The sequence below is a fragment of the Streptomyces sp. NPDC055254 genome, from assembly GCF_053606025.1.
Map to the genome: position 1 here is coordinate 1 of NZ_JBSGQV010000019.1, position 25,555 is coordinate 25,555.

A 25,555-nucleotide genomic window follows, 5' to 3' on the forward strand; every position below is an offset into this window, starting at 1 on the left:
CATTCGTCAGTTCATGCCGACGCACCATGACGGCCTCCTGCCCGGAACGGCAACAGATCCACCATCCGGGCAAGAGCCATCAGACACTGCCTAGTCCCGAGAACGTCGGGGGGACAGCCCGGAGGCGGCTCCGCAGACGGTGTCACCGTCCTTTCCGCCCCTGACCCCCCGGCCGCATCCCCGGGCACACCGCGCCGGCCCCCGCATGAACCAGGGGACCTCCTATGTCCAAGCGCATCCTCCTCCCGTCCCTCATCGGCGTCGCCGCCATCGGCGCGGTGACCGCAGGTGGCCTCGCCATGGCCTCACCCGCCACGGAGCCGACCGTGAAGAATGACCAGCCCCATCGCGTAACTCCGCCGAGCAGCCGCGCCGGGCCGCTCAGCTTCTCGGCGGAGGTGCAGGACGATTCGGGCGTCCACGGTCTCAAGGTCCTCGTACGGCCCGCGAGTGCCGAGCTTGATCCGACCGAGGCGGAGATGCGCGCGGCAGCTCGCCCCGCTGTTCAGGGAGACCGCGACCGCGCCCGAAGTAAGGCGCTCAAGTGGTGAACGGGAGCACCCTTTTCTACGTTGCGCTGATTGGACGTGCATGCGTCCCTGCGATGCCGCCGTGCGCTGCGGCTCTCGGCGGCACCACACCACCACCATGGAAGGAACCACTCACCAGTGAAGCGCTTCATCACACGCCTCGCGGTAGTCGCGGCGGCCGGAGCTATGGCCGTCGTGCTGCCTGCCTCGTCGGCGTCCGCCATCAACCGCACCGATTGCAATGGACTGGGTCTCCTGAAGCTTCACAACGCAGGCGGCGACCTCTGCTTCGCCAACGCGGGCGTGCAGAGCGTGGCGATCTACGGCGTGGACCGGATCTGGACCGGAGACAACAAGGTCACGTTCGAGTACGTGCCGAGGCTGGGCGAGCCGGCGACCAGCGGGACCGTGGACAAGTGGCATTTCGGTAACCTCTCCATCCACAAGATCACGAAGATCAGGATCTGGTAGCGTCCGTCGCCGCGAATGAGGTGACAGCGGGTCCTCATCAGCGCTGACGTCGCTGCGCTGGGTCCATCGAGTCTTTTCGGCGTCGCCTCTCCAGGGCGGGGCCGTGGCGGCGATGTCCGTCGTACGGCTCGGGCTGCGGCAGCTCCGGTGGAGAATCCGCCGGGGCTTCCGGCGGGCGACGCCTCGTTCGACAGGTGCGCGGGCCTGGGCGAGTGCCCCGTTCAGCGTCCGTACGGTCGGTGACAGTTCGCCGTTAAGCGGGCGGCGCGGCCCAGGAGTCAGCACCGGTGCAGGCGCGGCCGGCGACGATCGGAACGTCCTGGCGCTCGCGGATTCGGATGAGGCGGTGACTGCGCGCGGCGGTCAGTTCCTGAGCGCGGCCCGGCAAGGTCTGCGAGATCCGCAGAAGGCCGACCTTCGGGATTGGTGACGATCCTCGCGTCCACGCCGTGGCGCCGGTGTTCGTGGGCGCAATAGGCGCTTCCGTCGCCCAGGCGGTCGCACTCGCTGAGGGTGCCGTCCGGCAGCACGTAGTCCGGGTCGTGGTCGCGCAGTGTTCGAGCAGGCCCGGCGTCCGATCGGCGAGGAGCCGCACGACGGCGGTGGCGTATCACGATGGGCCGCACGGAGGTGACAGCGTCCACGGCTGGACTGGTGGGGGTGCGGATTCTCGCGGGCGTACCCGTGGCCGTTCAGGGTGTGATGCGGGTGCCGAGTTCGGCGGCGGCGTCGGCGTAGTCGATGAGCATTCGGGCGAATTCGAGGCGTTTGGCCTGGGGCCAGTCGTGGGTGATGTGTTCGAAGGCCTGTCGGTGCTGGCTTCTGAAGCGGTCGCGCAGGGCGATGCCCGCGGGGGTGAGGTGGAGCACGGTACGACGGCCGTCGCGCTGGGAGGCGGCTCGCACGAGAAGTCCTGCGTTGATGCAGTCGCTCACCATCCGGCTGGCGACGGAGGAGTCGACGGTGAGCTGGTAGGCGATGCCGCCGACGGTCATCTCGCCGTCGGCCTCGTCGACGATGTTGATGACCTGGTTGCGGGCCATGTCCTTGCGCGTGACGGGTGGATCGACGTCCACCAGGGCAGTGCGGCGGCGCAGCCGGGCGAACGCCGCGCCGACCGCGTCCAGCAGTGCGTCGTCCTGAGTCTCGTTTCCCCTGGTCACACCCGACAGCGTAGCTCCAGATCACTGCGGAACGCAATTACGTGCCATGATGCATGCATCTGCATTTTGCAGGATCTTGGTGGAGCCGGAAGAACCGGTGACCGCTTCGGACGGACAACGACAGGAAACAGCCATGAGCACCACGGCCATCATCAACGCACGGGTTTTCGACGGCGACCGGACGCTGGAGGCGAGCACCGTCGTCCTCGACGCCACCGGGATCCTCGCGGTCGGCGGGCAGGCGCCCGCGGGAGCCGAGATCGTGGATGCGCAGGGCGGAACGCTGCTGCCCGGCCTGATCGACGCCCACGTCCACACCAATGCGGAGTCTCTAGCTTTGGCACTGCGGTTCGGGGTGACGACCGAGCTGGAGATGCAGGGGACGAACACCGCCGACAACCGTGCGCACATCACCGGTAACGATGCCCTGGCGGACGTGCGCTCCTCCGGATTCGGCATCACCCCGCCCGGCGGCCACCCCAGCGAGTTGTTTCCCGAGGGTTTCCGTCCCGGCCCGCCGCCCGGTGCGGCCCGGCCGGCCGGGCCGGCGCCGCTGATGCCGTTCTCGACCACCCCCGAGCAGGCCGTCGGGTTCATTCCGCAGCTGATCGAACGCGGTTCGGACTACATCAAGTTCATGGTCGACGACGGCTCGATCGAAGGCCACCCCGGCCTACCGATGCTCGACCGGGCAACCCTGGACGCGGGCGTCGCCGAGGCCAAGCGGCTCGGCATGCTCACCGTCGCCCACACACTGACGATCGACGCGACCCGCATGGCGATCGAGGCCGGCATCGACGGCCTGGTTCACCTGTTCATGGACGGCCCGCACACCGACGAGATCATCACGCTGATCCGGGACTCGGGAGCCTTTGTCGTGCCCTGCATCGTGCTGGACGCCTCGATGATGGGCATCAGCGGTGACGAGCTGGCCGATGACCCGCGGGTGGCGTCCCGGCTGGACGATGCCTGGACGAAGACGCTGCGCAGCAGCTTCAACCACTACCCTCAGGGGAACATCACCGACGTGCTGGGGTCCGTGCGCGCGCTGCACGACGCTGGTGTCGACATCCTGGCCGGGACCGATGTGTCCATGGCGATGCCGTTCCTGGGCGGACTCGCCCACGGCGCCAGTGTCCACCACGAGCTGCAGTACCTCGTACGGGCCGGCCTCACCCCGGTACAGGCCCTGCGCGCGGCCACCTCCACCGCCGCCCGGCGCTTCGCCCTGACCGACCGCGGCCGTATCGCCGAAGGCCTGCGCGCCGACCTGCTCCTGGTCGACGGCGACCCCACCACCACCATCGGCGACACCCTCAACACCCGGGCCGTATGGCGCCGCGGCACCCGAGCCCGGCGGCACTGACCGACCGCCCATTAGGGGCAGGACCACCGGCTCTTCGCAGGTCGGGAGGCTCTTCATCATGTGCATGTGGCGATCGGCGCCGTGGACGAGGCCGGGCAGAAGCACGACTGCAGGATGCACGTGATCGACACCGGGGACATCGACGTCATCTCGGCCTGGACGTCGGCAAGGGCGAGCAGCACTGTGGCCTCGCACCGGTGCCGCGAACCAGACCTGGACCCGCCGACGCTCCTGTCCGCGAGGCGATCTCCGCCGGCGCCAGGAGCGCAGGGCGGAGATCGCCTCGCAGGAACCGGGGACTGATCAGACCTGGTTCTCCGCCTGGAACATCCAACTCTGCTGCTCCAGATCAGCCGTCAGCCCGATGAGGAGGTCCTCTGTGACCACGTCCACCGGGCCGATCTCGACGATGCGCTCACGCAGTCTTTTCGTTACCCCGGAGAGCGCGTGCACCAAAGCCTCCACGGCGTCGCTGTCCTTGGTCCAACCTGACGGAAAGGCGGGCACACCGCTGGTATCCGCTATGGTCCCGGCCCGTCCGTCCGGGCTGACGCCCAAGGCGGCCGCACGCTCGGCCACCGTGTCAGCGTGGTTCCGGGCGACAGTGGCGGCCTCGTCCAGCTGGGCGTGAACCGAACGGAAACGCGGGCCGTACACATTCCAGTGGGCCTGCTTAGCCACCAGGGACAGATCGAGAAGGTCGGCCAGGGTCGCCTGCAGCGCCGCACCCGCGGTTTCGCGCTCGCGCTCTGGCAGAGGGTTGTTGATAACCAGCACAGAAGTGCCGTCCTTTCATGAGAGGCGCCGACGTCCTGGTCGCGGACGCCGACGACTGCCGTTGGCAGAAACGTGCGCAGCTCGTTTCTGTGGGGCGGTGATGAGCCCGAGGCTTGAACGGCGGGAGCCCGCCGTGGGTTCAGCTCATCCGGCAATGGATCCCGAACCGCGCGTGCGGGGCTCCGCTCGGGCGGACGACGGGCTCCGGGCAGAGCTCGTACGTCCCATGCGTCCGTGACCGCACTCTCGCGGGCGATCTGGACGAAGTCGCCGTGCGGGCAGGAGAAGACGGGGGGCAATGCGCCCGTCTGCTCTCTTCAGCGACGCACGCGGTTCGCGGCGACAGCCATCTAGCGGAAGCCGTGCGCAGACATGTCGTCGAGGGGCACCTGGAGGCGCTGCGTCTGCTGCTACGCCGTGCGGTTGAGCGAGGGGAAGTCTCCATGGACTGTCCTGCCATCGCCTACTTCCCTCAACTGGTGCTCGGCGCGATGCTGTCGCAGCGGGCAGTGACGGGGGCAGACGCCGACGCGGCGTACCTGCGCTCGCACTTCACCTGTGTGGTGCTTCTCAGCTTGGACCACAGACCCCGCTGAAGATTATGCGACCGGCAATGCGGGGCCCGTGGGAGAGCTCCGGCGGGCACGTGGCCTCGCGGCGGCTACACCCCCAGGATCCCTTGCTTCTCCAGCGCCTTGCGCAACGCCCGCATGGCATAGAAGGCACGGCTTTTGACGGTGCCGGGCGGTATGCCGAGGTGCTCGGCAGCCTGATTTACGCTGCATTCCAGGAAGTACATGAGGCGGATGACGGTTTGCTGCTGCTCGTTCAGCTCCCCGAGGGCCTGCACCACTACATGGGAGTTGATCGTGGATGCCGTGCTGTCGCTGGATGTGTCCAGCTCCTCCACGGGCACGAGCTCCAACGGCCTGACCTGGCGTGCCCGGTAGTGGTCGATGACGAGATTTCTGACCACGGTGAACAACCAGGGTCTGAGGCGTTCGTTGCGACTGCCCAGGAAGCGGGCGTGTTTCCAGGCGCGGGCCGCGGTCTCCTGGAAAATGTCCTCTGCCTTGTGCCAGTCACCATCCAGCAGCCGCGTGGCGTATCGGACGAGCAGAGAGCCGTACTGGTCGTAGATGTCCTTGATGAAGGCGTCGCAGTCAGCGTTCGATGCGAGGTGCCGGGTCTGCGACGAAGTCGGAACGAGGGCAGTGGCCTCCGTTTCCATGATCCCGTTCATGAGAGGCGCCCGATCCTGTTCGAGTGTTCCGTGGCGTGCAGGGGGAGAGACGCCGGCTTTCAGGCGGTGAGGAAGTCGATCAGAGCGGCGTTGACCTCGGCTGCGTGGGTGAGCAGCAGTCCGTGCGGAGCGCCGTCGATCTCGACGTATCGCGCGTCGGGCAGGCGGCGGCGGAACTCGCGGGCTGTGGCGTCGATCGGCAGGATGCGGTCGGCGGTCCCGTGCAGGATCAGCGACGGCACGTCGATGCGCTCCGCGTCGGCCCGGAAGTCCGTCAGCCACGCCGGGACGCACGCGTACGCCGCCATGGGCGCCGAGCCGATGGCGGTGGCCCAGTTCGCCCGCAGCGCGGCCTCGCTGAGCCGCGTCCCGAGCGTCTCGTCCGTGTTGAAGAAGTCGACGAAGAAGCTCTCGTACCAGGCGTAGCGGTCGGCCTCTGCCTGCTCCGCAATGCCATCGAAGACGCTCTGTGGCACACCGGCGGGGTTGTCCGGCGTCTGCAACAGGAACGGCTGGAGCGAGCCGAGGAACGCCGCCTTCGCCACCCGCTGCGAGCCGTGGACGCCGAGGTAGCGGGCGACCTCGCCCGAGCCCATCGAGAACCCGACGAGAACCACGTCACGCAGGTCCAGCTGCGTCAGTACGGTGTCCAGGTCGGCGGCGAAGGTGTCGTAGTCGTAGCCCGTCATGGTCTTGCTCGACCGGCCGAAGCCACGGCGGTCGTAGGTGATGACGCGGTAGCCGGCCTTGACGAGCGCATCGGTCTGTTTCTCCCACGACTGCCCGTCCAGCGGGTAGCCGTGGATCAGGACGACCGGCTGCCCTGCCCCGTGGTCCTCGTAGTAGAGCTCGATGCTGGTCGAGCCCTCGGCTCCGACGGTGATGGTTCCCATGGTGTGCCTTCCCGCCCGTCCGCCGTGTGCGAACCGGGCATGGCACAAAGCTAGGAAACAAGCAGGGGGGGACCGCGTCCGTCGGACTACGTCTTCGGCGTACGTCATGACGCCGCGCCTTCGGCGTACGTAATCGTGCCGCCCAGCACCGCGGCGAGCTCGCCGCGGGACGCCACCCCCAGTTTGGGGAACATCCGCTGGAGATGGGTGCTCACCGTCCTGTGCGAGACGTACAACCGCTCGCCGATCTCCCGGTTCGTGAGACCCTGCGCGGCGAGCTGGGCGACGTGCAGCTCGGTGGAGGTCAGCTGGTCCACCGCGGCCGGATCCTGGCGAGGGGACGACGCGCCCGCGGCGCGCAGCTCCTGCCGTGCCCGCTCCGCCCATGCCGACGCGCCGAGGGCATCGAAGATCTCGCGCGCGGCCTGCAGGGAGGCGCGGGACTCCGCGGGCCGCCGGTGCCGCCGCAGCCACTCGCCCAGGGCGAGGCACGCTCGCGCCCGCTCGAACGGCCATTCCGTGGGGACGGCGTCGAGGGCCGCCCTGTAGAGCGGCTCGGCGGCATCCTGCGGGCTCAGCAGGGCCCGGCCCAGTCGCAATCCGCAGAGCAGGGCGGGCGAGGAAGTCATTTCCCCGAGCGGCGTCAGCTCCTGCACGACGTCGCGCGCCACCTCCGGGGCTTCGCTGCGCACAGCCGCCTCGACCAGCTCCGCGACCGCGTAGAAGCGCAACCAGGGGTGGAAGGCGGAGTCAGCCGGGTCGAAGACACGGTGCAGGTGCCCGTACGCGTCGCCGTAGCGGCCCTGGCAGAGCGCCGCCTGCCCGCGGGCCATCTGCACGATGGCCAGCACCGGGCGCCCTCCGCTGGGAAGGGCCACGCGCTCGGCTTCCGCCGCCCACGCCTCCGACGCCGGGTCGCCGCTGACGGCGGCCAGCTGCGCGCGGATGGCGTTCACCATCGCGTGCACGAGAGGCTGACCGGTCTCGCGGGCCAGTGACGCAGCCTCCTCCGCGGCGAGGAAGCCAGCGCGCACGTCACCCAGCCGTGCTGCGCTCCCCGCCTGGACGCAGAGGGCGCGGGCCAGCATCGACAGCCTGCCCTGCGCTCGCAGGGCGTCCAGCGACCTCGCCGTCAACCGGCTTGCCAGGGCGGGGGCACCCACCGTCACGGCGGCGCCCCCCAGGAGCTGGTCTCCCTCTGCGTTCTCGGACGAGCGCTCCATCTGCCCCGCCAGGCCTTCCATGACCGCTCCCCCGCGCTCGACCGGGGCTGAGTACGCCCGCAGAGCGACCAGGTCGGCGTCGTCGGCATGCACGGGCATCCGGTCGGCGGCAGCGGCGACCCGCTCGCGGGCGGCCGGCCCTGGCTCTCCCCAGAAGCATTGCAGGACCGCGCCCCACAGCATGCGCAGCCCCAGTGTCGCTTCGCCTCCAGCGGCGATCTCGACCGCCAGCTCGGCGAGTGCGGCGGTCGCGGCGCCCTCGCCCCGTGTCCCCTCGGCCAGAGCGATGCTGACCCAGGCCGCACGGCCTTGGTCCCGGACCGAAAGGTCCAGTGAGCGCGCCTGGGCCAGCAGATGTGCCGCGACGTCTCCTTGGCCCGACTCCAGCGCGAGCTCCGCCGCCCGGAGCAGCCGGTCTGCCCGCGCGGACGGGTCCTTCGTCAGCTCCGTAGCCCGCCTCAGCGCGGCAAGGGCTGCGGCGACACCGCCTCGCCGCAGGGCTCTGCCGGCAGTGGAGTCCAGATCCCGTGCTACTCGTTCGTCGGGACCCGCGGTGGCGGCGGCACGGTGCCATGCCTGTCGATCGGGCTGCCCCTGGAGCGCGGCGGCCAGAGCGGCGTGTGCGGTCTGTCGTTCCGCCGCGGTAGCGGCGTGGTACATCGCCGAGCGGATGAGCGGGTGTCTGAAGGCCAGCCCCTGAGTTTCTACCAGACCCGCGTCGATCGCTGCCTCAAGAGCGGCGCCGTCGACCACCCTTCCGAGCATCCGAGTCGCCGCGGCGAGGCATTCGTCCATCGTTCCGTCACCGTTGAGGGCCGAGAGGAGCAGAACCGTATGGGTGTCGGCCGGAAGGCGAGAGACCCGTGCCGTGAAGGTCCTCTCCAGCCGTGCGGTCAGCGGCAACGGACCCGGGTTGAGCGCGTACGCCCCGCCGACCGACTGCAGCGCGACCGGCAGCTCGGTCAGTGCCAGCGGGTTCCCGGCGGACTCCTCCAACAGCCGCCGCCTGACCTGCTGTCCCAGGCCGGGGGCCACCGCGTCCAACACCTCACCCGACACCTCATCCGTCAGCGGACCCAGGTGCAGCACAGGCAGGCCGGCGCTGCCGAGGCGGTCGTCGAGGCGCCGGGTGACGGCGACCAGGACGAGGGGGTCGGACTCGATCCGCCGCGCCACGAACCCGAGCACATCGAGGCTGGCATGATCCATCCAGTGGGCATCCTCGACGACCACCAGCAGCGGCGCCTCCGCTGCCGCGTCTGTCAGCAGAGTCAGCGCGGCCAGGCCGACGAGGTACAGATCGGGGACGGCCTCGTCGACGAGCCCGACGGCTGCGAGCAGCGCAGTACGCTGACGCTCCGGCAAGTCGTCAATTCGGTCCCGTAGTTGGTGAACCAGCTGATGCAGGCCGGCACAGGGCAGGTTCTCCTCCGACTGGACCCCCACAGCAGTGATCACATGGGTCCCGCCGCGCGCTGCCGCGGCCGCGGCCTCTGCGACCAGCGCCGACTTGCCGACCCCCGGCGCACCGATGATCACCGTCGCGCCACCCGACCCGGAGGCCCCCTGCTCGACCAGGGCAGCCAGCGCGCGACGCTCCGTCTCGCGGCCCAGCAGCGCCCGCCTCTGCATGCCCTCACTCCGATTCTCTGCGTCTCCCCAGCACTCGAGGGCTCCGCGTCCTCGCGGAACCAGGCGACCCGGCCACATCTCCACTGGCAGGCGATCTGGAGGCCGGGTCTGGCTGCCGTCCGTGCAATGGTATGCACGCCGCCGGGTGGGAACGACCGCGGTCCGCGCCCGTGAAACCGAGCCGGCGAGATCACGGCGGGGCCGAACGGCTTTCGGGCCTTGGCCTAAGGCCCGGGTTCACGCTCGGCCTCTGGATGGTGGCCGAAGCCGCGCTCGCGGCGGGCATCATCGTCTGCCTCAACGATCACCCGGTCTTCGTCAAGGGCACCCGCAGCGATGAGCCCACAGCGTGGATGTACGACTACGAAGCGCGCGTGACCCGAGTCGCGCCGCTCGCCCCCCGCGTGCTCTGGCAGGTCGACGCCGGCGGGTGGCTGCTCACCGGGTACGAGTACCTCGTCGGCCCGCACCCGGATCTCAGACCCGGCTCACCCGACCTCGGCCCTTACCTCGGCACTCTCACCACGATGTCCGAGGCGTCGTGGCCGGAGCAGGTCCGCAAGAAGCCGCTGCACATCCGCTGGGTCGGGTTCTTCCCTGACGACCGCTGCCCCGATCTCGAAGGCCGTGCCCTTGTCCACTCCGACGTGTCACCGCTGGACATGCTGGCCACCGCGAACGGAATCCGGGTAGGTGGACTGGGCCCTGGCCTGTCCCGGCCCGGCGTGGGCAGATGCAGCATTCGCCATCCCTCGCCTCATTCACGCCGGCCACACCGTGGACCAAGCCGAAGCCCTTGCCCGAGCGGTGCCCGCCTACCACTCCGCCGAGCCCTCGGCCGTCGCCACCTTCGCAGCCACCCTCTGTGGCGTCTGGGAGAGCCGCGCTGCCAACGACCCGGCGCCGCACCGCGCCCCGCTGATCGCTGCCGCCCGAGCATGGTCCAGGCATCGCAGCAGCCAGGATGTGCACAACGCTTAGTACCGAAACCCAGTGCGATCGTCCTGCCGGGTTCCCATTTTGATCGCATGGATGCCACACCCCCCGAGCCCCGCCTGTTCGCGAACCGATGGCCCGAAGGAATCGGGCCGGATGGTCAGCCCATCCACCGGGAACGTTGCACCTGCTTCGATCAGTACAGGGTGCACCCGCGCGCCCGGGTCGGATTTCACGGCGAGCAGCAGAACACGTCCTCGGCGGGTTGGCTGCGTCTTCTCGCGCTCGTCGAAGAGGCGGCCGCGGACGGCCGGGAAGAGTTCAACCCGCTCGTCGAGCTCAGCCCGCAAGAGCGGCACGACGTCATCACCCTGCCCGCGAGCATCGGCCGGCTGATCGCGGTCAAGCATCTGAGGCTCTACGGCAGCAACCTGGTGCGGGTTCCCCCGCTTGGAGATCGGCGCCATGACCAGCCTGGAGGAGTTCAGCCCGTACACCTCCCACCGGCTGCACTGGTTCCCGTACGAGATCACCCGCTGCTCGAAGCTGGTGCGGAGCACGGTCAGCACCCGCTCGCTGTTCGGCAACTTCAAGCTGCGCCCGCCCTTCCCCCTGCTGCGGACGACGGGCGAGTCTCAATCCGGCGGTCACCTCGCCGCGCTGGACCCGAAGCGGTGGGGCACGACAGCAATCAGTACGTGCAGTGTCTGTGACGGGCCGGTGGAGGGACGAGAGCTTCACCAGCGGTGGATCTCGCTCGTGGTCGCCACCGACGTCCTGCCGCTGCTCGTCAACGCCTGCTCGACCGCCTGCCTCGGCGCTCTGCCGCCCGGCACCGCCAAGCACGCTCCTCGGCCTCACTTGGGCGGATGGGAAGCAGGCCAGCCGTCGGCTGACAGGGCCTGACGTCTTCTCTTACAAAGCACAGCTCCGCTCATTGGGGGGGGTGTGCTTGTAGGCCGCACTCTGCGCCTTGGGCAGGCGGTCGACGAGTGCCCGGTCGATCGTGCGCAGCACCGGGGCGGGGTCCGCTTCGGTCCAGTAGAGGCGGCCAAGCCCTCGGGCTTGGCTCTCAGGTCGGGGTCACGGAAGTTTCGGGCCTGGCTGAGCCCGCCGTCGAGGCGCCCACGCAGTCCGGCGAGGTCAGCTTCGCGGGCACGGCGGACGGTGGCGAGGGAGAGCTGTGGGCGGGTTCGCCACGGCCGACGAGGCCGAGCGCGAGCTGAGCACGGTCCTCGCCCGGATCAGTGAGGGCAGCTACACGCACGACGACGGGCAGACCGTCGAGCAGTGGCTCAAGAAGTGGATGGAGCTCAAGGAGCGGACGCGTCGGCGCCCGACGACGCGCCGCTCGTACCGGCACCACATCCACGACTACCTCGTGCCGCACCTCGGCCGCATACGCCTGCGCGACCTGCGGCCCTCGCACGTCGACGAGCTGCTCGCCGAGATCAACGACGGGAAGCGGAAGACGGCGACCGTGCGCCGGATTCACCCGACGCTGCCCTGAGCCCGGGCACCTGCACGATCTGCTGGACGGCGAGCCGCGAGGATCGGATCAACGACCTCGACGAGCTGACCGTCGGTGCGCTCCTTAGTCACAAGCTGCGGCAGGAGGAGGAGTGCCGCGAGTGGGAGTCGGCGTACCGGGACCACGGGCTCGGGTTCGCCCATGAGGGCGGCGACGCCCTGCGCCCGGATCACGTCTGCAAGCTCTTCGGTGGCCTGATCGACGCCGTCCGGTTCGAGGACGACGCGTACCTGCCCGGCGGGGAGCGCCGGCGGCTGCGGCGGGTGCGGCTGCACGACCTGAGGCACGGGCAGGCGTCGCTGATGCTCGCCGCCGGGGTCGACATGGCGATCGTGTCGAAGCACCTCGGGCACTCCACGGTGACGATCACCACGGGCCTGTACTCACACCTGCCGGGTGGAGTCGGGCGCGACGCCGCCGAGAAGGCGGCGTCCCTCGTGCCGCGCCGGCGGCGCGAGCAGGTCCAACCGGGGGACTCTCGTTCCCAGGTGGTTCCCAGCCAAAGGCTTGAGCTCGGCTCGCCTGATGGCACGGCAGACCCCGGACACGCCAAAGCCGCAGGTGAGATCGTTTCTTCACCTGCGGCTCGCAGTGGGGCGGGTGGGACTCGAACCCACGGCCGACGGATTATGAGTCCGCTGCTCTAACCGGCTGAGCTACCGCCCCTTCACGGCGTGGCGCGTACAGGTGTGCGCGCCGTCTGCCGCAGCATAGCCGCTCATACGATCTCCTGCCTCGGGTGCCTCGCATGATCGGCTTCGCCTGTCCAGGGAGACCGCAGTGAGGGCTGCCCGGTTCCCTGCCGGGGCAAAAAAAGAAGAGGACCCGAGGGCCCTCTTCTTCCTTGCTCCCCCGGCTGGACTCGAACCAGCAACCCTCCGGTTAACAGCCGAATGCTCTGCCAATTGAGCTACAGGGGACCGCGCTCCCCCGACTGGACTCGAACCAGTAACCTGCCGGTTAACAGCCGGCTGCTCTGCCAATTGAGCTACAGGGGATTGCTGCGGTGCATCGAACGGCCCACCTCCGGCCTTGCCGGAGGGCGAGCGCCCGTTGCGAGTCATAGATTAGCGCAAGCAGGGGGGTGCTCCGCCAATCGGTATCGACAGCAGGCCGGGCACCACACGACGAAGGGTGACAGGCATGCGGTACAAGGTCACGTTCGCGGTCGGACTGGCCCTCGGGTACGTGCTCGGAACACGGGCCGGACGCGAGCGGTACGACCAGCTCAAGAAGTCCGCGCGGGAGCTCGCGCAGAACCCGGCGGTGCGCAACGCCGCCGAGACCGCCGGGCAGAGCGGGCGGGAGTTCGCCGGGAAGGCGTTCGCCGCGGTGAGCCAGAAGGTGGGCGACGCCGTACCGGAGTCCCTGGCCGGTCGGGTCCGGGGGCTGCGCGGCCGGATCGGCGGCGCCGAGGACGACTGGGGCACCAGTAACACCTGAGGCGGCCGGGGCGGCGGAAGCCGCCGGTACGGGCCGGGCCACGCCGCGCGGGGCTCCCGGGACTCCCGGGGCCTCCGCGGCTGTGGAGACCGGCGCGGCGTGCGGCAGAATTCTCCGCATGGGGATAGTCGCCGGGCTGGACAGCTCTTCCGCCTTCACTCGCATCGTCGTCTGCGACGCCGAAACGGGTGCCGTGCTGCGCCAGGGGTACGCGCCCCATCCACAGCCGACGGGGGAACCCGAGGGCTCCAGCCCCCACGAGACCGACCCGCAGGCCTGGCTGCTCTCGCTCGGCGAGGCCGCCGGCGGCGGGCTCCTCGAAGGCGTCCAGGCCATAGGGGTCTCCGCGCAGCAGCACGGCCTGCTGCCGCTCGACGCGCAGGGCGGCCTCGTACGCCCCGCCCTGATCGGCAACGACAAGCGCGGCCAGGTCGCCGCCGCGGACCTCATCGACGCGCTCGGCGGCCGACAGGCCTGGGCCGAGGCGGTGGGTTCCGTGCCGCACGCCGCGCAGCCCGTGGCGAAGCTGGCCTGGCTGGCCCGTACGGAGCCCGAGGCGGCGCGCCGGGCCGCCGTGCTCATGTCCCCGCACGACTGGCTGGTGTGGCAGCTGCTGGGCCGCCCCGCCCGGCGCACCACGGACCGGGGCGGTGCCTCGGGCACCGGGTACTGGTCGGCGGCCACCGGGTCGTGGCGCCCCGACCTGGTCGAGCTGGCGCTCGGCCACCAGGCGCTGCTGCCCGAGGTACTGGGCCCCGCCGACTCCGCCGGAACCACCCCCGAAGGGTTGCTGATCTCCGCCGGCACCGGCGAGACCATGGCCGCCGCCCTCGGGCTGGGGCTGGGGCCGGGTGACGCGGTGGTCTCGCTCGGCGCGTCCGGGTCCGTGATGGCCGTGCACCACGAGGCGCTCTCGGAGCCGGGCGGTCTGATCACCTCCCTCGCCGACGCCAGCGGCATGCACCTGCCGGTCGTGAACACCTCGAACGCGGTACGGGCCCTGCGCGGCACCGCCGAGCTGCTGGGGACGGATCTGGAGGGGCTGTCCGACCTCGCGCTGAAGTCGACGCCGGGCGCGCACGGACTCGTACTCCTGCCGTACCTGGAGGGCGAGCGGACGCCGAACCTGCCGCACACCGCCGGAACCCTCTCCGGGCTGCGCCGGGACTCCATGAAGCCGGAGCACCTGGCCCGGGCCGCCTTCGAGGGCATGCTGTGCGGGCTGGTGGACGCACTGGACGTGCTGCGGTCGCGCGGTGTGGAGATACGCCGGGTGTTCCTGTTGGGGGCGTCGGCCGAGCTGCCGGCCGTGCAGGCGGCGGCGCCCGGGCTGTTCGGGACGCAGATCGTCGTACCGGCTCCGGCCGACTACGCGGCGCTGGGCGCGGCGCGCCAGGCCGCGTGGGCGCTCGGGGTGCAGCGGGGCACGCTGGCTCCGCACACGCCGCCGCTGTGGCCGTCCCCGACGGCGCAGGTGTTCGAGCCGGGCGAGGACTTCCCGGCCTGGCAGGCGGTGCGCCAGCAGTACATCGCGACGCGCGAGGATGTCCACCCGGGCGCGTTCCAGGCCCGGCCCGGAGCGTACTGAGGCCCGGACCGGGGGCGTAGCAAAGCCCGGACCGGGGCGTAGTGAAGCCCGGCCCCGGGGCGTAGTGAAGCCCGGCCCGGGACCCCGGTCGCAGGGGTCTCATCCTTTTGACCGGGCTTTGCGAAATCCGCTGGGGATCGGACCACCGGTTGGCTCAAGATGGGTTGAACCCCCTCGATCTTGCCGACCGGAGCCTGCGCGTGCTCATACGACTTCTGCGGACCCACCTGGGTCCGTACCGGAAACCGATCGCCGCGCTGGTCCTGCTGCAACTGCTGCAGACCAGCGCGAGCCTCTACCTGCCCACCCTGAACGCGGACATCATCGACAGCGGCGTCGTCCACGGCGACACCGGCTACATCCTGCGCTACGGCGCGCTGATGCTCGGCGTCTCGCTCGTCCAGCTCGTCTGCAACGTCGGGGCCGTCTACTACGGCGCGCGCACCTCGGCCGCCGTCGGCCGGGACATCCGCGCCGCCGTCTTCGACCGCGTGCAGAGCTTCTCCGCGCGGGAGCTCGGCCAGTTCGGTGCCCCGTCGCTGATCACCCGTACGACGAACGACGTCCAGCAGATCCAGATGCTGGTGCTGATGACCTTCACCCTGATGGTCTCGGCGCCGATCATGTGCGTCGGCGGCATCGCCATGGCGCTCTCGCTGGACGTGCGGCTGTCGGGCGTACTGCTCGCGGTGGTGCCCGTGCTCGGCCTGTCGGTCGGCGCCGTCGTCTTCCGGACGCGGCCGCTGTTCCGGCAGATGCAGGAGCGCCTGGACACCGTGAACCGGGTGCTGCGCGAGCAGATCACCGGCAACCGGGTGATCCGCGCCTTCGTCCGCGACGACTACGAGAAGGAGCGGTTCCGGGAGGCCAACGCGGACCTCACCGGCGTCTCGCTGGCCGCCGGCAAGCTGCTCGCGCTGATGTTCCCCACCGTCATCCTGGTAGTGAACGTCTCCAGCGTCGCCGTCATCTGGTTCGGTGCGATGCGCGTCGACAGCGGCGGCATGGAGATCGGCCAGTTGACGGCCTTCCTCGCCTACCTGATGCAGATCGTCATGTCCGTGATGATGGCCACCTTCATGTTCATGATGGTGCCGCGCGCCGAGGTCTGCGCCGAACGGGTCCAGGAGGTCCTGGACACCGATTCCAGCGTGGTCCCGCCCACCGATCCGGTGCGCGAGCTCGCCCGGCACGGACTCCTGGAGCTGCGCGGCGCCGACTTCCGCTACCCCGGCGCCGAGGCGCCGGTGCTGCGCGGGGTGGACCTGACGGCCCGTCCGGGCGAGACCACGGCGGTGATCGGATCCACCGGCAGCGGCAAGTCCACGCTGCTGGGCCTGGTCCCCCGGCTGTTCGACGCGACCGGCGGCGAGGTGCTGGTCGACGGGGAGGACGTCCGCCGGCTCGACCCGGAGCTGCTCGCGCGGACGGTCGGCATGGTCCCGCAGAAGCCGTACCTCTTCTCCGGAACCGTCGCGTCCAATCTGCGCTACGGGCGCCCGGACGCGACCGACGAGGAGCTGTGGCGGGCCCTGGAAGTGGCCCAGGCCAAGGAGTTCGTGTCCGCCCTGGAAGGCGGGCTCGACGCGCCGATCACCCAGGGCGGCACCAACGTCTCCGGTGGCCAGCGCCAGCGCCTGGCGATCGCCCGCACCCTCGTGCAGCGCCCGGAGATCTACCTGTTCGACGACTCCTTCTCGGCCCTCGACTACGCGACGGACGCGGCGCTGCGCGCGGCGCTCGCCCGCGAGACCGAGGAGGCGACCGTGGTCATCGTGGCGCAGCGGGTCTCCACGATCCGCGACGCGGACCGGATCATCGTGCTCGACGAGGGCCAGGTCGTGGGCGAGGGACGCCATCACGAGCTGATGGCCGGGAACGAGACCTACCGGGAGATCGTGCTCTCCCAGCTGACGGAGGCGGAGGCGGCGTGAGCGGGCCCGGAGGACGGATGATGACGGGGCCGGCCCAGCGGTCCATGGACTTCAAGGGGTCGGGCAAGCGCCTGCTGGGCCAGCTGGCGCAGGACCGGGGCAAGCTGTGGGGCATGGTCGTGGCCGTCTTCGGCAGCGTCACGCTCACGGTGATCGGGCCGAAGATCCTCGGCATGGCCACCGACCTGGTGTTCGCGGGGATCGTGGGCCGCGGGATGGAGGCCGGGCTCACCAAGCAGCAGGCGCTGGACGGGCTGCGGGCCAGGGGCGAGGACGGGACGGCGGACATGCTGTCCGGCACCGATTTCACGCCCGGCGAGGGCATCGACTTCGGTGCGGTCGCGGTGGTCTCGGTGTGGGCGCTGGTGGTCTTCGTCCTGGCCGGCCTGCTGATGCTGGTCGCCACGCGGCTGTCGAACCACGTCATGAACGGCACCGTGTACCGGATGCGCGAGGAGCTCCAGGCGAAGCTTTCGCGGCTGCCGCTGTCGTACTTCGACAGCCAGAAGCGCGGCGAGGTGCTGAGCCGGGCCACCAACGACATCGACAACATCGGCCAGACGCTCCAGCAGACGATGGGGCAGCTGCTGAACTCCCTGCTGACCATCGTCGGGGTGCTGGCGATGATGTTCTGGATCTCGCCGCTGCTGGCGCTGGTCGCGCTGGTGACCGTACCGGTGTCGGTGTTCGTCGCGGCGAAGATCGGCAAGAAGTCGCAGCCGCAGTTCGTGGCGCAGTGGAAGACGACGGGCGCGCTCAACGCCCATGTCGAGGAGATGTACTCGGGCCACGCGCTCGTCAAGGTCTTCGGCCGGCAGAAGGAGTCCGCGGCGGTCTTCGCCGAGCAGAACGAGGCGCTGTACCGGGCTTCGTTCAAGGCGCAGCTGGTCAGCGGGATCATGCAGCCGGTGATGTTCTTCATCTCGAATGTCAACTACGTGCTGATAGCGGTAGTCGGTGGTCTGCGGGTCGCCTCGGGCACCCTGTCGATCGGCGACGTGCAGGCCTTCGTCCAGTACTCGCGCCAGTTCTCGATGCCGCTGACGCAGGTCGCGTCGATGGCGAACCTCGTCCAGTCCGGTGTCGCCTCGGCGGAGCGGGTCTACGAGCTGCTGGACGCGCGGGAGCAGGAGCCGGACGCCGAGGTCCCCGAGCGCCCGCGGGCGCTGCGCGGGCAGGTCACGCTCGACAAGGTGGCGTTCCGCTACGAACCGGACAAGCCGCTGATCGAGAACCTGTCGCTGACGGTCGAACCGGGCCAGACGGTCGCGATCGTGGGCCCGACGGGCGCCGGAAAGACGACACTCGTGAACCTGCTGATGCGGTTCTACGAGGTCACGGGCGGGGAGATCGCCCTCGACGGGGTGGACGTCGCGAAGATGACGCGCGAGGAGCTGCGCGGCGGCATCGGGATGGTGCTCCAGGACACGTGGCTGTTCGGCGGCACCATCGCGGAGAACATCGCCTACGGCGCCTCGCGGGAGGTGACGCGCGCCGAGATCGAGGAGGCGGCGCGGGCCGCCCACGCGGACCGGTTCATCCGCACCCTGCCCGACGGCTACGACACGGTGCTGGACGACGAGGGCGCGGGGGTCAGCGCGGGTGAGAAGCAGCTGATCACCATCGCGCGCGCGTTCCTGTCGGACCCGGTGATCCTGGTGCTCGACGAGGCGACGAGCTCGGTGGACACCCGTACCGAGGTGCTGATCCAGAAGGCGATGGCGCGCCTGGCGCACGGCCGCACGTCCTTCGTGATCGCGCACCGGCTGTCCACGATCCGCGACGCCGACGTGATCCTGGTGATGGAGGACGGGTCGATCGTGGAGCAGGGCACGCACGAGGAGTTGCTGACCGCGGGCGGCGCGTACGCGCGGCTGTACGCGGCGCAGTTCGCGCAGGCGGTCGCCGAGGTCGACTGACCGGCCGGGGTGGGGTTCGGGGTGGGGACGTCCCGCGGGGCGCCCCCGGTCCGGCCGCCGTCAGTCCAGGTAGCCCCGCAGCTGGTCGGCGAAGGCGTGGTCGCGGAGCTTGCTGAGGGTCTTGGACTCGATCTGGCGGATCCGCTCGCGCGTCACGCCGAAGATCCGGCCGATCTCCTCCAGGGTGCGGGGGCGGCCGTCGGCGAGGCCGTAGCGCAGCTGGACGACCTTGCGCTCGCGCTCGCCGAGCGTGGACAGCACGGCCTCCAGGTGCTCGCGCAGCAGGAAGAACGCGGCGGACTCCATGGGTGACGTGGCGTCACCGTCCTCGATGAGGTCGCCGAGCGCCACGTCGTCCTCCTCGCCGACCGGCGCGTGCAGGGAGACGGGCTCCTGCGCGAGGCGGAGCACCTCCATGACCCGCTCGGGCGTCAGCTCCAGGTGGACGGCGACCTCTTCGGCGGTGGGCTCGTAGCCGCGCTCCTGGAGCATGCGCCGCTGGACGCGGATGACGCGGTTGATCAGCTCCACGACGTGGACGGGTACGCGGATGGTCCGGGCCTGGTCGGCGAGGGCCCGGGACATCGCCTGGCGGATCCACCAGGTGGCATAGGTCGAGAACTTGTACCCGCGGGCGTAGTCGAACTTCTCGACGGCCCTGATCAGTCCGAGGTTCCCCTCCTGCACGAGGTCGAGCATGGTCAGGCCCCGGCCCACGTAGCGCTTGGCGACGGAGACGACGAGCCGCAGGTTCGACTCGATGAGGCGGCGTTTGGCCATCCGGCCCATGACCACGAGCTTGTCGAGGTCGAGGGCTAGCCGGGAGTCGAGGTCCGGCGTGGTGCTCAGCTTCTCCTCGGCGAACAGGCCGGCTTCGACCCGGCGGGCGAGGTCGACCTCCTCCGCGGCGGTGAGCAGCGGGATCCGGCCTATCTCGCGCAGGTACTGGCGGAACAGGTCGGCGGAGGGGCCCGCTCCGCCGGTGCCCTCGGCCGCGCGCCGGCGCTGCGGCGGGGCCGGTTCGATCAGTTCCAGTACTTCGGGCTCGTCGTCCACGGCTTCGGCCTCTGTCCCGGATTCGGTCCCGAATTCGGTCCCGGCCTCGGTCCCGGCTTCGGCCTCTTCGGCCTCCGGGGACTCGCTCACGCTCACGTTCACGGTCAGGGTCTGGGTCTGCACGGGGGCGACCTCCAGGGCTCCGAGGACGGGGGCACCGCACCTCAGTGTGGGGTACGACACATCACTGCCACGAGGGGCGTGCGAGCACTTTCTGAGTCCGGCGCGTGACCGATGGTTACCCTCCGCCGGGAAGCCCGATGCGGACCGGACGCATGTGCGACATGACGGCGGCGGGCCGCGCGATCCACCCGCGGGAGCGCGAGTTCGTCGAACGCCCTGGTGCGGGAGGTGTTCCGGGAGGCCGGGGGGTGGCCGTACCCGCACGCGGAGCTGGGGCGGAGCACATCAAGAACGTGGTGTCGAACGGCTACTCGGGCGCCGAGTGGGAGCACTTCGAGGCGGAGTACCCGCACCTGGCCGGACCCGGTGTGGAGGCGTTTCTCGCGCGCCTGGTCGAGGCACTGCGCGCGACCTTCGCGGACGCCCGCGAGGGCTGTCGGCAAGGGCCGCCGGGTCGTGACGCGACCCGGCGAACCTTTCGGGCTACAGCGCTAGCGGGCGTCCGCGGCCGGCTCCACGCGGACCGCGCAGACCTTGAACTCCGGCATCCGGGAGGTGGGGTCCAGGGCCGGGTTGGTCAGGTTGTTGGCGCGGCCCTCCCCCGGCCAGTGGAAGGGCATGAAGACCGTGTCCGCGCGGATGGCGTCGGTGATCCGGGCCGGGGCCACGGCGCGGCCGCGCCGCGAGGTCACCGCCAGCGGGCTGCCGTCGACCGCACCGATCCGGGCGGCGAGGCGGGGGTGGAGTTCCACGAAGGGGCCGGGGGCGGCGGCGTTGAGCTCGTCCACCCGGCGGGTCTGGGCCCCCGACTGGTACTGGGCCACCACCCGGCCGGTGGTGAGCAGGACCGGGTACTCGGCGTCGGGGACCTCGGCGGCGTCCCGGTGGGAGACCGGGACGAAGCGGGCCCGGCCGTCGTCGGTGGCGAAGCCGTCCAGGAAGAGGCGTTCGGTGCCCGGGGAGCCTTCGGGGCAGGGCCAGAAGACGCCCTGCTCGGCCTCGATCCGGTCGTAGGTGATGCCCGAGTAGTCGGCCGGGCCGCCGGCCGAGGCCCGGCGCAGTTCGTCGAAGACCTCCTCGGGGGCGGTCGGGAAGCCCTTCTCGACGCCGAGGCGGCCGGCCAGGCCGTGCAGGACCTCCAGGTCGCTGCGGATCCCCGGCGGCGGGGTGAGGGCGCGGCGGCGGAGCAGGACGCGGCCCTCCAGGTTGGTGGTCGTCCCGGTCTCCTCGGCCCACTGGGTCACGGGGAGCACCACGTCCGCGAGCGCCGCCGTCTCGGAGAGGACGACGTCGGCCACGGCGAGGAAGTCCAGGGAGCGGATGCGTTCCTCGACGTGGGCGGCGCGGGGGGCCGACACCACCGGGTTCGAGCCCATAAGCAGCAGGGCGCGGACGTCCGTGCCGAGGGCGTCGAGGAGTTCGTAGGCGCTGCGGCCCGGGCCGGGGAGGGAATCGGGGTCCACTCCCCAGACCCCGGCCACGTGCGCGCGGGCCGCCGGGTCGGTCAGTTTGCGGTAGCCGGGGAGCTGGTCGGCCTTCTGGCCGTGCTCACGGCCGCCTTGGCCGTTGCCCTGGCCCGTGAGGCAGCCGTAGCCGGAGAGCGGGCGGCCGGCCCGGCCGGTGGCCAGGCACAGGTTGATCCAGGCGCCGACGGTGTCGGTGCCCTTGGACTGCTGCTCCGGGCCCCGGGCGGTGAGGACCATGGCGGATTCGGGGGCGCAGAACATCGCGACGGCCTCGCGGAGCTTGGGGACGGGGACGCCGGTGATGCGTTCCACGAGCTCGGGCCAGTGCGCCATGGCGGCGGCCCTGGCCTCCTCCCAGCCGGTGGTGCGCTCGGCGATGAACTCCTCGTCCGTCCGGCCTTCCGCGACCACGAGGTGCAGCAGTCCCAGGGCCAGGGCGAGGTCGGTGCCGGGGCGCGGGGCGAGGTGCAGATCGGCCTGGTCGGCGGTGCGGGTGCGGCGCGGGTCGATGACGATCAGGGTGCCGCCGTTCGCCTTGAGCTCGGTGAGGTAGCGCAGGGCGGGGGGCATGGTCTCGGCCAGGTTCGAGCCGACGAGGATCACGCAGCCGGTGCGGGGGATGTCCTCCAGCGGGAAGGGCAGCCCCCGGTCGAGCCCGAAGGCGCGCTGGTGGGCGGCGGCGGCCGAGGACATGCAGAAGCGGCCGTTGTAGTCGATCTGCGAGGTGCGCAGCGCGACGCGGGCGAACTTGCCGAGCGCGTACGCCTTCTCGTTGGTGAGCCCGCCGCCGCCGAAGACGCCGACGGCGTCCGGGCCGTACGCGCGTCCCGTGCGGGCCAGTCCCTCGGCGACGGCGTCGAGGGCCTCCTCCCAGGTGGCCGGTTCGAGCCGCCCGGCATGGGTGCGGACAAGCGGCTCGGTCAGGCGCACCCGGGAGGAGAGCACGGCGGGGGCGGTGCGGCCCTTGCCGCACAGCGCCCCGCGGTTCACGGGGAAGTCAGCGCGCTCCTCCACCGTCACGGCGGCGCCGTCCGGGTGGGGGCGGAGCATCATCCCGCACTGCAGCGCGCAGTACGGGCAGTGCGTGGCGGTGGCGGCTGCTCCCGAATTGTGCATGCGTCCAGCCTGCGTCGCTGGTGTTACACGCACCGCCGCCTCCCGTTACGGCTGGGGATGCGCGCCCTCAGCGCCCCCCTCACCCCCCGGTGAGGCCCGCCGCCCCGGCCCGGGGCCCGGGGGACGAGGGCCGGGGGGCCGAGGGCCGAGGGCCGAGGCCGGGGCCGGGCCGAGGCCGGGGCCGGGCCGAGGGGGCCCGGGGCCGGGGCCAGGGCCGGGGCTAGGCCGAGGGCCGGGGCCAGGCCGAGGGCGGGGCCAGGCCGAGGGCGGGGCCAGGCCGAGGGCCAGGGCCAGGCCGAGGGCCGGGGCCAGGCCGAGGGCGGGGCCAGGCCGAGGGCCAGGGCCAGGCCGAGGGCCAGGGCCAGGAGCGTGTCAGGTGGTGTGCCGTGAGGCCTGCCGTCCAGGCGCAGTCCACTGCCAGTTGCGCGCCGGTGAGGTGGCCGGCGGCGTCCGAGAGGAGGAAGGCGAGCGCGGCGGCGATCTCCTCGGGGGCGCCCACGCGGCCCATCGGGGTGCCGAGGTAGTTGCCCTCGCCCGGCCGGATGTCGGTGGGGGCGGTCATCGGGGTCAATGTCATGCCCGGGTGAACGGCGTTGACGCGGATCCGGGACTCGGCCTGCTCGACCGCGCCGATCTTCGACAGGCCCCGCACGCCCCACTCGGAGGCGCCGTACCCGGCGGTGAGCGCCAGGCCCGTCAGCCCGGCGGCGCAGGAGATGTTGACGACGGAGCCCCCGCTCCCGGCCCTCAGCAGCGGGACGGCGGTCTTGAGCCCGATGAAACGCCGACCGGGTTGACCTCCACGACCCGGCGGAAGTGCTCGACGCTCTCGTGCTCCAGGAACTGGCCGGTGGCTGTGCCCGCGTTGTTGACGAGCCCATCGACGCGGTCGAACTCGGCCGCCGCGTTGTCCGGCGCCGCCCGCCAGTCGGGCTCGCCCGTCGCGTCGTGGCGGACGAAGCGCGCCCCGTCGCCGAGCTTCGCGGCCGCCGCGGCGCCCTCCTCCTCCGGCACATCGGTGAGCACCGCTCGCCCCACCGCCGTCCACGACGGCCCGCGCGGCGGCGGCGCCCGGCCCCCGGGCCCCACCGGTGTTGACGACGACCTTGTCGCTGAGATCCGCAACCGCCACGCCCCCCGTATGACTAATCGGCATAGGTCGACGGCCGGGTCAGTCTGCCAGAGCGGCCAGGGCCCGCGACACCCCTTCTTCCTTCGGTCCAAGGAACTTCGGCGCGGGCTCGAACGCCGCGTCCACGGCCGCCTTGCCCGCCGCGAAGACCTCCCGGGCGCCGCCGTAGTACCAGGTCGCGTCGTGCACATCGGCCACCCCGACTCCGTACGCGTCCAGTCCCGCGGCCTGGCACAGGGCCACCGCCCGGCGTATGTGGAAGCCCTGTGTGATCAGCACGGCCCGTTCGACGCCGAATATCTCCTTGGCCCGCACACAGCTGTCCCACGTGTCGAAGCCGGCGTAGTCGCTGACGATCCGCTCGTCCGGCACCCCCTGCTCGGTGAGGTACCCGCGCATCGCGTCGGGCTCGTCGTATTCCGCGCGGCTGTTGTCGCCGGTGACCAGCACCACCTTCACCTTCCCCGCGCGGTACAGCTCGGCGGCGGTGTCCAGCCGGTCGGCCAGGTACGGGGTCGGCCTGCCGTTCCACAGCCCCGCCCCGAACACCACCGCCACCTCCGCGCCGGGCACGTCGGCGGTGCTCCGCAGCCGGTCCGCGGCGACCGCGTGCGTCCACGCCGAGGGCAGCAGCGCCAGCGCGCACCCCGCCATCACCGCCCGCACGGCCCGCCTGCGGGCCCGCACCCCCCACGACCAGGCCGCCCACGAAGACCGCACCGACCACCGCGGCCGCCGCGCGCCCCACGACCGCCGCCCCGCCGACGACCGCGGCAAGCCCGCCGACGTCCTGGCCTTCGCCTTCGCCGTCATCTTCACCGCCGCTGTCCTCGCCCTCGCCGCCGCCCTCGCCGCCGCCCTCACCGTCGTCGCCGCCGCCGCCGCCGCCGTCGCCGTCGCAGTCTTCGCCCTCATGACCCGCCCCCTCGTGTCCCGAATTCGTCCCCACTCGCACGGATTGACGAACGACCCCGGCCCCCCAGTTCCGCCCCCACCACCTATCACCCGTACGAATGACCGAGTGAGCAGCCGGAAAACACCCGTCACCCCGGCGCAACGCCCCGGCAACCTCCACCGCGCAGGATCGGTTCATGACGGAGCCGGTGCACCCTCCCGACAGCCCGACCCTCCCCTTCGGCAGCGCGGCCGAAATGCTGACCCGCATCACCACCCAACTCGGCACCCAGCTGAGCGGGGTGCGCCCGCCCCGCGCCCGCCTCGCGCCCGGCCCCACGGAGCCCCCCCATGCAGCCCACCCTCGTCGCCGTGGCACACGGCAGTCGTGACCCGCGCGCCCCGCACACCGTCTCGGCCCTCCTCGACCTGGTCCGCGAGCTCCGCCCGCGCCTCGACGTCCGGCTCGGGCACATCGAGCTGAACCGGCCGCTGCTCGCCGACACCCTGAGCGGGACCTCCGGCGCCGCGGTGCTCGTACCGCTGCTCCTCGGGCGCGGCCACCACGTCAAGCGCGACCTCCCGGCCGCCGCCGCCCGCGCCACCCACCTGCGGACCCGGATCGCCGCCCCGCTCGGCCCGCACCCGCTGCTCGTCGAGGCCCTGCGCGACCGGCTCCTGGAGGCCGGCTGGACGGAGGGCACCGCCGTGGTCCTGGCCGCCGCCGGATCCCGCGACCCCGACTCCGCCGCCGACACCCGCCGCACCGCCGCCCTGCTCTCCGAACGCCTCGGCGCCGTGCCCGTCGTACCGGCCTACGCCTCCGCAGCCGCCCCGACCGTCCCGGACGCCGTCCGCGCGCTGGCCGCCCGCGGCCACCACCGGCCCGCGGTCGCCTCGTACTTCGGGGCCCCCGGACTCTTCGCCACCCGCAGCGCCACCTTCGCACCGGGCCCCGCCGCGGCCCCGCTCGGCGCGCACCCGGCACTGGCCCGCCTCGTCCTCCATCGCTACGACGAGGCCCTCGCCGAGCGGCGCCCCCACCTCGAACTGGCCGCCGCGGCCACCGCGTGAGGCCTGCGGGCCCGTAAGATTTCGGGCGGATTGCTCGGATTGTCG

At 71.4% G+C, this 25,555-nt stretch carries 20 protein-coding genes, 3 tRNA genes and 2 pseudogenes; 11 read left to right on the plus strand and 14 right to left on the minus strand.

Annotated elements, in window-relative coordinates; translation table 11 throughout:
• The first annotated feature begins 224 nt into the window (after positions 1 to 224).
• Complete coding sequence (locus tag ACWFQ8_RS19325; protein WP_453787461.1) at positions 225 to 551, plus strand: DUF5707 domain-containing protein; 327 nt, start codon at positions 225 to 227, stop codon at positions 549 to 551.
• Positions 552 to 668: 117 nt separating this feature from the next.
• Positions 669 to 1,001 carry a beta/gamma crystallin domain-containing protein gene (locus tag ACWFQ8_RS19330; protein WP_250287146.1) on the plus strand — a complete coding sequence of 111 codons (333 nt, stop codon included), beginning with the start codon at positions 669 to 671 and terminating at the stop codon, positions 999 to 1,001.
• A gap of 37 nt (positions 1,002 to 1,038) precedes the next feature.
• On the opposite strand, the pseudogene ACWFQ8_RS19335 reads toward ACWFQ8_RS19330, so the two are convergent.
• Positions 1,039 to 1,611 (minus strand): annotated as a pseudogene (locus tag ACWFQ8_RS19335) (transposase family protein); the annotation flags it as partial.
• A gap of 82 nt (positions 1,612 to 1,693) precedes the next feature.
• Positions 1,694 to 2,164: a MarR family winged helix-turn-helix transcriptional regulator gene (locus tag ACWFQ8_RS19340; RefSeq protein ID WP_453787462.1), complete on the minus strand. Its 471-nt coding sequence runs from the start codon at positions 2,162 to 2,164 to the stop codon at positions 1,694 to 1,696.
• 133 nt (positions 2,165 to 2,297) lie between these two features.
• Between ACWFQ8_RS19340 and ACWFQ8_RS19345 the strand changes: the two genes are divergently transcribed.
• A complete protein-coding gene (locus tag ACWFQ8_RS19345; protein WP_453787463.1) occupies positions 2,298 to 3,530 on the plus strand; it encodes an amidohydrolase family protein in 1,233 nt (410 codons plus the stop codon).
• A 303-nt stretch (positions 3,531 to 3,833) separates the two neighbouring features.
• Here the strand turns inward: ACWFQ8_RS19345 and ACWFQ8_RS19350 are convergent, their stop codons facing one another.
• Positions 3,834 to 4,307 carry a Dps family protein gene (locus ACWFQ8_RS19350; RefSeq protein WP_453787464.1) on the minus strand — a complete coding sequence of 158 codons (474 nt, stop codon included), beginning with the start codon at positions 4,305 to 4,307 and terminating at the stop codon, positions 3,834 to 3,836.
• A 113-nt stretch (positions 4,308 to 4,420) separates the two neighbouring features.
• On the opposite strand from ACWFQ8_RS19350, the gene ACWFQ8_RS19355 reads away from it, so the two are divergent.
• Positions 4,421 to 4,903: a TetR/AcrR family transcriptional regulator C-terminal ligand-binding domain-containing protein gene (locus ACWFQ8_RS19355; RefSeq protein WP_453787465.1), complete on the plus strand. Its 483-nt coding sequence runs from the start codon at positions 4,421 to 4,423 to the stop codon at positions 4,901 to 4,903.
• 65 nt (positions 4,904 to 4,968) lie between these two features.
• Here ACWFQ8_RS19355 and ACWFQ8_RS19360 read toward each other — a convergent pair whose 3' ends face one another.
• The 4 genes from ACWFQ8_RS19360 to ACWFQ8_RS19375 form a co-directional block, all read right to left on the minus strand.
• Entirely contained in the window at positions 4,969 to 5,550 is a 582-nt protein-coding gene (locus ACWFQ8_RS19360; protein ID WP_453787466.1) for a sigma-70 family RNA polymerase sigma factor, read from the minus strand.
• A gap of 59 nt (positions 5,551 to 5,609) precedes the next feature.
• Positions 5,610 to 6,443 carry an alpha/beta fold hydrolase gene (locus ACWFQ8_RS19365; protein WP_453787467.1) on the minus strand — a complete coding sequence of 278 codons (834 nt, stop codon included), beginning with the start codon at positions 6,441 to 6,443 and terminating at the stop codon, positions 5,610 to 5,612.
• A gap of 104 nt (positions 6,444 to 6,547) precedes the next feature.
• The gene (locus tag ACWFQ8_RS19370; protein WP_453787468.1) at positions 6,548 to 9,298 is read right to left on the minus strand and encodes an ATP-binding protein; all 2,751 of its coding nucleotides are present in this window, start codon (positions 9,296 to 9,298) and stop codon (positions 6,548 to 6,550) included.
• 977 nt (positions 9,299 to 10,275) lie between these two features.
• Positions 10,276 to 10,644: a hypothetical protein gene (locus tag ACWFQ8_RS19375; protein ID WP_453787469.1), complete on the minus strand. Its 369-nt coding sequence runs from the start codon at positions 10,642 to 10,644 to the stop codon at positions 10,276 to 10,278.
• A gap of 55 nt (positions 10,645 to 10,699) precedes the next feature.
• On the opposite strand from ACWFQ8_RS19375, the gene ACWFQ8_RS19380 reads away from it, so the two are divergent.
• On the plus strand, positions 10,700 to 11,140 hold the full coding sequence (locus tag ACWFQ8_RS19380; protein WP_453787470.1) for a hypothetical protein: 441 nt from the start codon (positions 10,700 to 10,702) through the stop codon (positions 11,138 to 11,140).
• Between the two features lie 277 nt (positions 11,141 to 11,417).
• A complete protein-coding gene (locus ACWFQ8_RS19385) occupies positions 11,418 to 11,744 on the plus strand; it encodes a tyrosine-type recombinase/integrase (RefSeq protein WP_453787471.1) in 327 nt (108 codons plus the stop codon).
• Between the two features lie 613 nt (positions 11,745 to 12,357).
• Here the strand turns inward: ACWFQ8_RS19385 and ACWFQ8_RS19390 are convergent.
• From ACWFQ8_RS19390 to ACWFQ8_RS19400, 3 genes are all read right to left on the minus strand, one after another.
• A tRNA-Ile gene (locus ACWFQ8_RS19390) sits at positions 12,358 to 12,431 on the minus strand.
• Between the two features lie 181 nt (positions 12,432 to 12,612).
• A tRNA-Asn gene (locus tag ACWFQ8_RS19395) sits at positions 12,613 to 12,685 on the minus strand.
• 5 nt (positions 12,686 to 12,690) lie between these two features.
• Positions 12,691 to 12,763: transfer RNA gene (locus tag ACWFQ8_RS19400), tRNA-Asn, on the minus strand.
• 145 nt (positions 12,764 to 12,908) lie between these two features.
• Between ACWFQ8_RS19400 and ACWFQ8_RS19405 the strand changes: the two genes are divergently transcribed.
• The 4 genes from ACWFQ8_RS19405 (at position 12,909) to ACWFQ8_RS19420 (ending at position 18,649) form a co-directional block, all read left to right on the plus strand.
• Positions 12,909 to 13,208, plus strand: a complete 300-nt coding sequence (locus ACWFQ8_RS19405; RefSeq protein WP_453787472.1) for a YtxH domain-containing protein — start codon at positions 12,909 to 12,911, stop codon at positions 13,206 to 13,208.
• Positions 13,209 to 13,326: 118 nt separating this feature from the next.
• Positions 13,327 to 14,796, plus strand: coding sequence for an FGGY family carbohydrate kinase (locus tag ACWFQ8_RS19410; RefSeq protein ID WP_453787473.1), 1,470 nt, complete (start codon positions 13,327 to 13,329; stop codon positions 14,794 to 14,796).
• A gap of 200 nt (positions 14,797 to 14,996) precedes the next feature.
• Positions 14,997 to 16,730: an ABC transporter ATP-binding protein gene (locus ACWFQ8_RS19415; protein WP_453787474.1), complete on the plus strand. Its 1,734-nt coding sequence runs from the start codon at positions 14,997 to 14,999 to the stop codon at positions 16,728 to 16,730.
• Positions 16,727 to 18,649, plus strand: a complete 1,923-nt coding sequence (locus ACWFQ8_RS19420) for an ABC transporter ATP-binding protein (RefSeq protein WP_453787475.1) — start codon at positions 16,727 to 16,729, stop codon at positions 18,647 to 18,649. Before ACWFQ8_RS19415 ends, ACWFQ8_RS19420 begins: the two co-directional genes overlap by 4 nt.
• 60 nt (positions 18,650 to 18,709) lie before the next feature.
• Here ACWFQ8_RS19420 and ACWFQ8_RS19425 read toward each other — a convergent pair whose 3' ends face one another.
• The 4 genes and pseudogenes from ACWFQ8_RS19425 to ACWFQ8_RS19440 form a co-directional block, all read right to left on the minus strand.
• Positions 18,710 to 19,828, minus strand: coding sequence for an RNA polymerase sigma factor (locus tag ACWFQ8_RS19425; RefSeq protein ID WP_453787476.1), 1,119 nt, complete (start codon positions 19,826 to 19,828; stop codon positions 18,710 to 18,712).
• A gap of 491 nt (positions 19,829 to 20,319) precedes the next feature.
• Positions 20,320 to 22,410, minus strand: coding sequence for a molybdopterin oxidoreductase family protein (locus ACWFQ8_RS19430; RefSeq protein ID WP_453787477.1), 2,091 nt, complete (start codon positions 22,408 to 22,410; stop codon positions 20,320 to 20,322).
• Between the two features lie 373 nt (positions 22,411 to 22,783).
• Positions 22,784 to 23,566, minus strand: a pseudogene (locus ACWFQ8_RS19435) (SDR family oxidoreductase); the annotation flags it as partial.
• A gap of 15 nt (positions 23,567 to 23,581) precedes the next feature.
• A complete protein-coding gene (locus ACWFQ8_RS19440) occupies positions 23,582 to 24,196 on the minus strand; it encodes a SanA/YdcF family protein (protein WP_453787556.1) in 615 nt (204 codons plus the stop codon).
• Positions 24,197 to 24,787: 591 nt separating this feature from the next.
• On the opposite strand from ACWFQ8_RS19440, the gene ACWFQ8_RS19445 reads away from it, so the two are divergent.
• Positions 24,788 to 25,510 carry a sirohydrochlorin chelatase gene (locus tag ACWFQ8_RS19445; protein ID WP_453787478.1) on the plus strand — a complete coding sequence of 241 codons (723 nt, stop codon included), beginning with the start codon at positions 24,788 to 24,790 and terminating at the stop codon, positions 25,508 to 25,510.
• The last annotated feature ends 45 nt before the right edge of the window (positions 25,511 to 25,555 follow it).

Coding starts and splice junctions, on each gene's coding strand:
- ACWFQ8_RS19325 (WP_453787461.1), top strand. CDS start 225: ATGTCCAAGCGCATCCTCCTCCCGTCCCTCATCGGCGTCGCCGCCATC.
- ACWFQ8_RS19405 (WP_453787472.1), top strand. CDS start 12,909: ATGCGGTACAAGGTCACGTTCGCGGTCGGACTGGCCCTCGGGTACGTG.
- ACWFQ8_RS19375 (WP_453787469.1), bottom strand. CDS start 10,644: ATGCTTGACCGCGATCAGCCGGCCGATGCTCGCGGGCAGGGTGATGAC.
- ACWFQ8_RS19410 (WP_453787473.1), top strand. CDS start 13,327: ATGGGGATAGTCGCCGGGCTGGACAGCTCTTCCGCCTTCACTCGCATC.
- ACWFQ8_RS19365 (WP_453787467.1), bottom strand. CDS start 6,443: ATGGGAACCATCACCGTCGGAGCCGAGGGCTCGACCAGCATCGAGCTC.
- ACWFQ8_RS19380 (WP_453787470.1), top strand. CDS start 10,700: ATGACCAGCCTGGAGGAGTTCAGCCCGTACACCTCCCACCGGCTGCAC.
- ACWFQ8_RS19345 (WP_453787463.1), top strand. CDS start 2,298: ATGAGCACCACGGCCATCATCAACGCACGGGTTTTCGACGGCGACCGG.
- ACWFQ8_RS19440 (WP_453787556.1), bottom strand. CDS start 24,196: ATGGCGGGGTGCGCGCTGGCGCTGCTGCCCTCGGCGTGGACGCACGCG.
- ACWFQ8_RS19370 (WP_453787468.1), bottom strand. CDS start 9,298: ATGCAGAGGCGGGCGCTGCTGGGCCGCGAGACGGAGCGTCGCGCGCTG.
- ACWFQ8_RS19360 (WP_453787466.1), bottom strand. CDS start 5,550: ATGAACGGGATCATGGAAACGGAGGCCACTGCCCTCGTTCCGACTTCG.
- ACWFQ8_RS19445 (WP_453787478.1), top strand. CDS start 24,788: ATGCAGCCCACCCTCGTCGCCGTGGCACACGGCAGTCGTGACCCGCGC.
- ACWFQ8_RS19430 (WP_453787477.1), bottom strand. CDS start 22,410: ATGCACAATTCGGGAGCAGCCGCCACCGCCACGCACTGCCCGTACTGC.